Origin of the sequence: Terriglobus sp. YAF25 (assembly GCF_052113305.1) — a bacterium.
In the GTDB taxonomy this organism is placed as follows: Bacteria; Acidobacteriota; Terriglobia; order Terriglobales; family Acidobacteriaceae; genus Terriglobus.
On sequence record NZ_JBFRCY010000271.1, the window covers coordinates 1 to 7,219 of the forward strand.

The 7,219-nt window shown below is 57.5% G+C and carries 5 protein-coding genes; 4 read left to right on the forward strand and 1 reads right to left on the reverse strand.

Annotation, left to right across the window (positions count from 1 at the left end; translation table 11 throughout):
* The 4 genes from AB4043_RS12805 to AB4043_RS12820 form a co-directional block, all read left to right on the forward strand.
* On the forward strand, positions 1 to 182 hold a 182-nt coding region (locus AB4043_RS12805; RefSeq protein ID WP_442307210.1), incomplete at its 5' end, for a hypothetical protein.
* A gap of 260 nt (positions 183 to 442) precedes the next feature.
* Entirely contained in the window at positions 443 to 1,882 is a 1,440-nt protein-coding gene (locus AB4043_RS12810) for a hypothetical protein (RefSeq protein WP_442302104.1), read from the forward strand.
* A 35-nt stretch (positions 1,883 to 1,917) separates the two neighbouring features.
* Positions 1,918 to 3,198 carry a hypothetical protein gene (locus AB4043_RS12815; RefSeq protein WP_442307211.1) on the forward strand — a complete coding sequence of 427 codons (1,281 nt, stop codon included), beginning with the start codon at positions 1,918 to 1,920 and terminating at the stop codon, positions 3,196 to 3,198.
* A gap of 470 nt (positions 3,199 to 3,668) precedes the next feature.
* Positions 3,669 to 4,268 (forward strand): histidine phosphatase family protein, encoded by a 600-nt coding sequence (locus AB4043_RS12820; protein ID WP_442302106.1) that lies wholly within the window; start codon positions 3,669 to 3,671, stop codon positions 4,266 to 4,268.
* A gap of 61 nt (positions 4,269 to 4,329) precedes the next feature.
* Here the strand turns inward: AB4043_RS12820 and AB4043_RS12825 are convergent.
* On the reverse strand, positions 4,330 to 7,219 hold a 2,890-nt coding region (locus AB4043_RS12825; RefSeq protein ID WP_442307212.1), incomplete at its 5' end, for a hypothetical protein.

The window sequence follows — 7,219 nt, forward strand, 5'->3', positions numbered from 1 at the left end:
TGATCGCGGCCAACACCTCAGCTGGATCGGCAGCTTCGGCGATCATCTTCATTCTTTCCGCCTGGAATATCTGGCAGACCTGGCGCCAGTTCTCTACCTTCTGGGCTCCGATTATCGCCATCCTGGTGATGACGCCGGCAGCGTATATTGGTGGCCACCTGCCGCGGAAGCATCACGTCTAGCCGGTAGAAATTCGTCGCGTAATGGCGTGGGGACAGCTATGCTGTGCTCATCCATGGACCGCCGCCGCTTCCTTGTGAGCTCTGCTGCTGTTGTGTCTAGAGCATTTTCCCTGTTGCTGGGTGTCCCGGCAGAGGAGTGCAGCGGCGTTTTCATTGCGGAAAACGCCCATCGATTCGGGAGCTCTACTTTACACCTACAGGAAAAATACTCTACTGCCTCTGCGCACCGCATTGCGTTTGCGGCTGCGCCGACATCGGCAATGCTGATTGTTGCGCCGGAGAAGGTGGGGCCGACGGTTCCCGCCGATTTTCTCGGGCTGTCGTACGAAAAAATGCAGCTTGCCGATCCCGCGTTCTTTTCTCCAAACAACAAGGGACTGGTGGGGCTGTTTAAGACGCTCGCGCCAGCAAGTCTCCGTCTGGGAGGCCGGACGAGCGAGTTCTCATGGTGGAAGGCGACAGCGGAGACAGCGCAGCCGGCGCGTCCGATAACACCGCGTTCCGCCACGAGTGAGCCTGTCCCGGAGCTTCAGTATGCCGTAACACCACAGGCCATTCAGTCTTTGGCCGGATTTCTGGACGCGACACGATGGAGCTGTATCTACGGTTTGAATCTGGGGACGGGGACCGTAGAGGAGAACGTGGCAGAGGCGGAGTATGTGGCGTTCAAGCTCGGGAAGCATCTGGATTTCTTCCAGCTTGGCAATGAAGTGGATCTGTACGGCCGTCACTTGCGTGACGGGAATGCATGGACGGTGGAGGCGTTTGTCGAGGAGTGGATACAGCAGGCGCGGGCGATCCATCGGCGTGTGCCGGCGGCACGGTTCGGGCTCCCGGATATTGCGTGGAACCCAGAGTGGTTTCACCGGATTGCGGAGTTGCTCTCTGCGGAGAAAGACCTCCCGAAGATTGCCGCTCTTACGCATCACTACTACTTTGTCGGCCCGCCTTCTAATCCGAACGCAACCATCCCACAGATGCTTAGTCCGGATCTGAGAATCGAGACGACAGCGGAGGCAGTGCATGATGCCGCGATGTCGTTAAAAACTCGCTATCGCATGACCGAGGGAAACAGTTGTTACGACGGCGGCAAGCCCGGCCTTTCTGACACCTTCGCCTCGGCGTTGTGGGTGGCGGACTATCTGTTGAAGCTAGCGTTGCTGGGATATAGCGGAGCAAATATTCACGGTGGCAACAGCTCAGCGATTGCCGTCGCGCTCGGCGGCAAACTTCCGGGAGAGGAGCTTGTTTCAGAGAACGAGCCTCACCCGCGGCCGTTCTACACGCCGATTGCCGAGAACAATGGGACATATGCAGCGCAGCCGGTCTTCGATGGCATGCTGTTGGCCGCTACATTGACCAACTGCACGTTGTGCGAGTGCCACTTCGATATCGACCTGCCGGAGTGTTCGGCGTATGCCGCATTTGGGTCGTGGAATTCGGTGCGGGTTGTGCTGATTAACAAGAGTGACCGGGACCTGAGTCTTCGCATCAAGGGATGCAGCGGCGTATATGTTTTTCGCCTGACTGGTGCTTCCTTATCGGCAACCGCAACTCAGCGCAAAAAGCCGTGGGAGCCCGGGCTCGCTGAGCATTACACGACGTCCAATGGAATTCCACCGACCTTTCTTCTTCCACGTCACAGCGCTGTATTTGTAAATACCAATCTTGTCGGACCGTTCAAAGCGACCGCGGGCTGACAATGCCGTCTGCCGACGCATATGCTGAGAAAGTCATGGACCGCCGTCGATTTCTTCGCACCTCTGCAGCTACGCTTGCTGCCACATCGTTATCTTCCTGGTGGCAGGCAAAGCCGGGAACGAAGCCTCCGGAGAGGCCGCACACGGAGACGGTGGTTGGCGAGCCGAATGCCAACCTGAGTTACATCATCTCGTCCGAGCGTGTGCGGAATCTTGCGGCGTTCCTGAAGGCCACGGGATGGACCTGTATTTATGGTCTGAACCTGGGCACAGCGCGTCCTGAGGACAACGCCGATGAGGCAGCCTTCGTCATTAAGACACTCGGCGATCGCCTGGAGTATCTGCAGGTCGGCAATGAGGTCGATATCTTCGGACGCCATCTGCGCGACTCGAAGACGTGGGGTGTGGAGGCCTATCTGAAGGATTGGCTGACGCATGCCAACGCTATTCGCGCCAAGGCGCCGAGTGCGAAGTTCGGCATTCCGGATGTCGCCGCCGATGTGACCTGGCTGCCGAAGATTGCGGCTCTTTGGCCTGCGGTGGAGAACAAGCCGCAGCTGGTCTCGCTGTCGCACCACTACTATTTCACCGGTCCGCCGTCGAATCCGAAGGCTACGATCGAGCGCCTGCTGATGACGGATCCGGCGGCAGTCTCGAAGGCGAAGCTGGCGCGCGAGGCGGGTGAGGCGTTGAAGCTTCCCTATCGTATGACCGAGGGCAATACGTGCTATCGCGGCGGCAAGCCGGGCTTCTCGGATGTCTTTGCGGCTTCGTTGTGGGCAGCAGATTATTTGCTGACATTGGCGAGCTATGGCTACTCGGGTGTGAATCTGCATGGCGGCGGAGGTAAGGAAGTGGCTGACTCGCTTGGCGGAACGCTGCCCGGCGAAGAGCTTATGCCTGACCGCACCGTGCCGCATCCGCGGCCGTTCTATACGCCGATCAATGAAGAGCCGAATGGCCGTTACACCGCAGAGCCGGTGAACTTCGGTATGCGCTTTGCTGGTCTGCTGGCGGGGGCTACGTTGCTGCCGGTGAAGGCAGAGCCGGGTAACGTGGATGTCAGCATCTATGCGGCGAAGCTGCCGAGCGGCAAGCTTGCTGTGGCGGTGATCAATAAGGATGCGACGCAATCCATTACGGTGAATGTGACGGCGAAAGGGATTACGGATATCCGCACGCTGACCGCATCATCGCTTGAGGCGCATGAGGCGAAGTTGGGCAGTGAGATGCACACGATGATGATCCGCGAGACGCCTGGGCCGATTCCGGTGACCGTGCCGGCAGCTTCGGCGAAGCTGGTCACGTTTGTTTAGACGAAGTCTCGTTGCCCATTCTTCGCGGTTTCATCGCGAAGAATGGGGCAATGCACGTCCGGTGAAGTAGGAGAAAACGTTGTACCTCAGCGGCTGAAGCCGCGTCTCATCCAGAGCTAGAGCATTTCTCCTGTAGGTGTAGTGCAGGGTGTCTGCATCTATGGGCGTTTTCCGCAATGAAAACGCCCCTGCACGCCTCTCCCGGGATACCCAGCAACAGGAGAAATGCTCTAATACGGCACAGCTAAAGCTGTGCCCTTAAGCAAGGCATTCGCGCTCTGCGCGAACAAGTGGCAAGGCTGAAACGCAGAGGATGCGCGCTTTTGTTTTGCTTAAGGGCATGGCTTCAGCCATGCCGCACTGTCGCCGGACTAAATGCGGCTTCAGCCGCAGAGGTACATTTCGCGATGGGGCTGACTTTCAGTCCTCCTTTTCGTAACCTGCTAACGTCTCTCTTCTACACTGACTTCATGAGTTCCAAGCCTAGTCTCTTTCTCGTCCGCCATGGTGAAACTGAGTGGTCGCTTTCCGGCCAGCACACTGGCGTTACCGATATTCCTCTCACGGAGAATGGCCGGGAGAAGGCCCGTACTGTTGGAACTCTACTGAACCAGCGGCACTTCGCCCTGGTGCAGACCAGCCCTATGCAGCGCGCGCGAGAGACCTGCACGCTGCTTGGCTATGGGCCATACGCGGTGGTGAATCCTGATCTGTGCGAGTGGAATTACGGCATCTTCGAAGGGCTGACGACGCCGCAGATTCGTGAACAGCGCAACGATCCGCACTGGAATATCTTCGACTCCGAGATTCCGAATGGCGAGACGATCGAAGAAGTCGCTGTCCGTGCCCAGCGAGTGATTGACACCGCGCTTGCGGCCGCACCTGAGGGTGACATTTTGCTGGTGGCTCACGGTCATATTCTGCGCATCCTGGCGGCTACATGGCTGGGACTGCCGCCGCGTGGTGCACGCCTGCTTTCACTGGTCCCGGCATCGCTGTCGATTCTTGGCTATGAGCACGACCAGCAGGTGCTGCAGACGTGGAACCGCACGCCGGGCGACAAGATTTAGTCTGCATGGAATAAGAAAGCCCGGGCGATTGCCCGGGCTTTTTGTTGTTGTGTTGCTCACGTTAGAACTCCAGCCGCAAAGCGAACTGTGCAACGCGGTAGGAGGTTTGATTCCAAGCCTGCATTGAGGTGAGCGTACCAAACGTGGAGGCGAAGATGTTCTGGTTGGCTGCTGTCGGAGCAGAGAAGTTGGGGTGATTGAAGACGTTGAAGGCATCGGCCCGGAACTTCATGCTGACCTTGTCCGGAACAATCTTGAACGTTTTGGCAAGGCCGGCATCGAAGCCCCAGACATGCGGCATACGTAGAACATTACGATCGCCAATCCTCAGGCCGATTKGGCCGACGAAAGAGTTCTGTGCCTTGACGGGGTCGTCGAAGAGGGTGACTGAACCGTTGCTGGCCTTGTGTAAGCGAGGGCGAATTGCGGCCCTATCTCCATTGAAGATCGCCGGGGAGTTATTGGCGTAGCCGGCCACAAAGGCGTTCGTGTTGGTGTTGAGGGCCTGGCCAGAGCGCCACCCAGGAATTCCCGAAAGCGTCCATCCACCGATGAGCTCGTCAAGCCAGATCGGAGTGTTCGCACCGAAGGCACGTCCACGGCCGAAAGGTAGATCGAAGATGAAGTTCGACGTGATCACATGCGTGATGTCGAAATCGGAGTTGGCACGGCATGCGCGGGGTTGGGTTGCGTCGCAGATGAAGCCATAACCCTGACTGGAAGCGATAAAGTTCGCCACGGCCGAGGTGTTATCGATCGAGTGAGACCATGTGTAATTGAGGTCAAAACGAACGGTCTTAGCATTGCCCTTCGAAAGAGTGGCCAGGAAGCCGTTGTAGCTGGAGAAGCCCTTGTTGGTCATGAAAGTATTGCCGGCGAACTGCGTTGGCATACCAACGTTAGGAGCGACAAGGCCGTTGGCGGCCAGGGCCTGCATGAAGTCGGCGAAGTCGCCCGCCAGCACCAGAGATCCCAAGGCGCTGTAAAGGCACTGTGTTCTGCATGAAGACTGGTTTTCAAACCACGGCTGATTGGTGACGGTGCCGCTCGCGCGGCTCTGGATCACCATGTTGGAGAACGCCTGATTGAGCGTTTGTCCAGAACGGCTATCTGGAAAATCGATAACTTGCGAGGCATCTGCCTGAGCAAGCAGGCGACGTCCTTGACGGCCTACGTAGTTCAACCGCATGACGAAGTTCGCGGGGAACTCATGCTGGATACCGAAGTTGTACATGATCGAGTACGGATCTTTCAGCTTCGGATCGATGATGGTGTTGAATTGGTTGTCCGCCAAACCGCTTCCGACACCGCCGGTCACATAGGGAGTGTAGGGCTTTGAGAGGGCGGGTGCAGTGGGGGCCGCTGGGACGGAGAGGTTGCTACCGATGCGAGGATCATTGAGCAACGCCGAGTTCGCATTCGAGCTTCCATACTGACGGTTGGCAGTGTTCTGGAAGAGATATGAGCTCTGGTCCTGGACGAAGTTCACCGCGTTGATGACGGTACGATCAAAGACGATCCCGATGGAGCCGTTGAAGACCGTTTTTGGGTCGAAGCCGGGGTTGTAGGCGAAGGCAAAACGAGGAGCGAAGTCCTTATAGTTGGGCGAGTAGAGCGCCGGCCCATTATTCGCTTTGCCGCCAAGCTGATAGGTAATGAACGGGACTGCCCCGTCGCCAAAGACGCCGCTGCGGCTCTGTGCCACGCGTGCGCCGAAGTAGCTGTCGAAGTTGGTGTTCTGCACTGACTGGAAACCATTCGCCTCGAACGGAACCGAGTAGAGCTGGTAACGAACACCGTAATCAAGCGTCAGGTGCGGCGTGACCTTCCAGATGTCGCCGAAATAGAGCTCGGTCTGGTAGTAGCGGTAACGGCGGACGGCACCGTTGCCTTGAGGAGTGACATTACCACTAGCAGTGTAGTTATAGTTGCTGCTGATGGCGCCGACACGTCCAAGAGACAGTGCAAACGCGCTGTCATACGTGGTGGCGGCGGTTGTGCCTCCGCGGATATCTGAAGGGCGCAGGCTCGAGTTGAGCGTTAGTGTGTTGCCGCCAAGGCCAAGCGTATAGGTGTTGAAGTCGCCTACCAGCAGGCTGTTGGTTTTGATGAACTTGAAGGTTCCACCAAAGGAGAGGCTGTGCCTTCCGATGGTCCAGTTGAAGTCATCGCGAACGACAGGAATCGGAATGCGGCGTCGCTGGGAGCTGGGCGATGCGTATGCTCCATTGAGGAAGGTGGTCGTGCCTCCTCCAAATGTGAAGGTGTTGATTCCGGTCGGGTTGAAGTTGGTTGGGAAGTTATAGACGGTGATGTTATCGCCGTACTCGAACGAGTTGACCTTGTTGCTGCCGATGATCCAGTTGTGGCCGATAACGTAGCCGTAGGAACGGTCCTGGAAGGGGAAGGTCAGCGGGTCTGTCGGGTACTGCGGTGCAGCGTATACGCGGTCTTCGCGGGTCACGGTGGCGCGTGCCCAGATACGCTGCGATTGTGTCAGATTGAAGTCGATCTTGCCGACATAGATGTTGTGGTTATCCGGTTGAGGGAAGGTAAAGCGGTAGACGCCTGTATTTACACCGTCACCCTGCGTCAGCAGGTTGGCACGCGGATAGCGATTGGCAATGACGGCGAGCATGTTGGAATTGAAGCCCTGGCCCTGGGGATCCAGCGACTTAGCGTTGGCGACCCCGATGCACTGCGGGGTGGTGTTCTGGCGGCTGGTTGAGGCGCAGGCCGTGCCGCCGCTGCTTGCCTTGATATAGGAGACGTTCCCGGCGCGATAAGAGTCCAGCGGAACGATGCGATTCTGGGTTCCGGACTGAACAATACGCGAACCGGAATAGTTGAAAAAGAAGAAGAGGCGATCCTTTAGGATGGGGCCGCCGATGTTGCCGCCAAACTGATTACGGATATAGTTTGGGCGTCGAACTCCAGCCTGATTGTTGAAC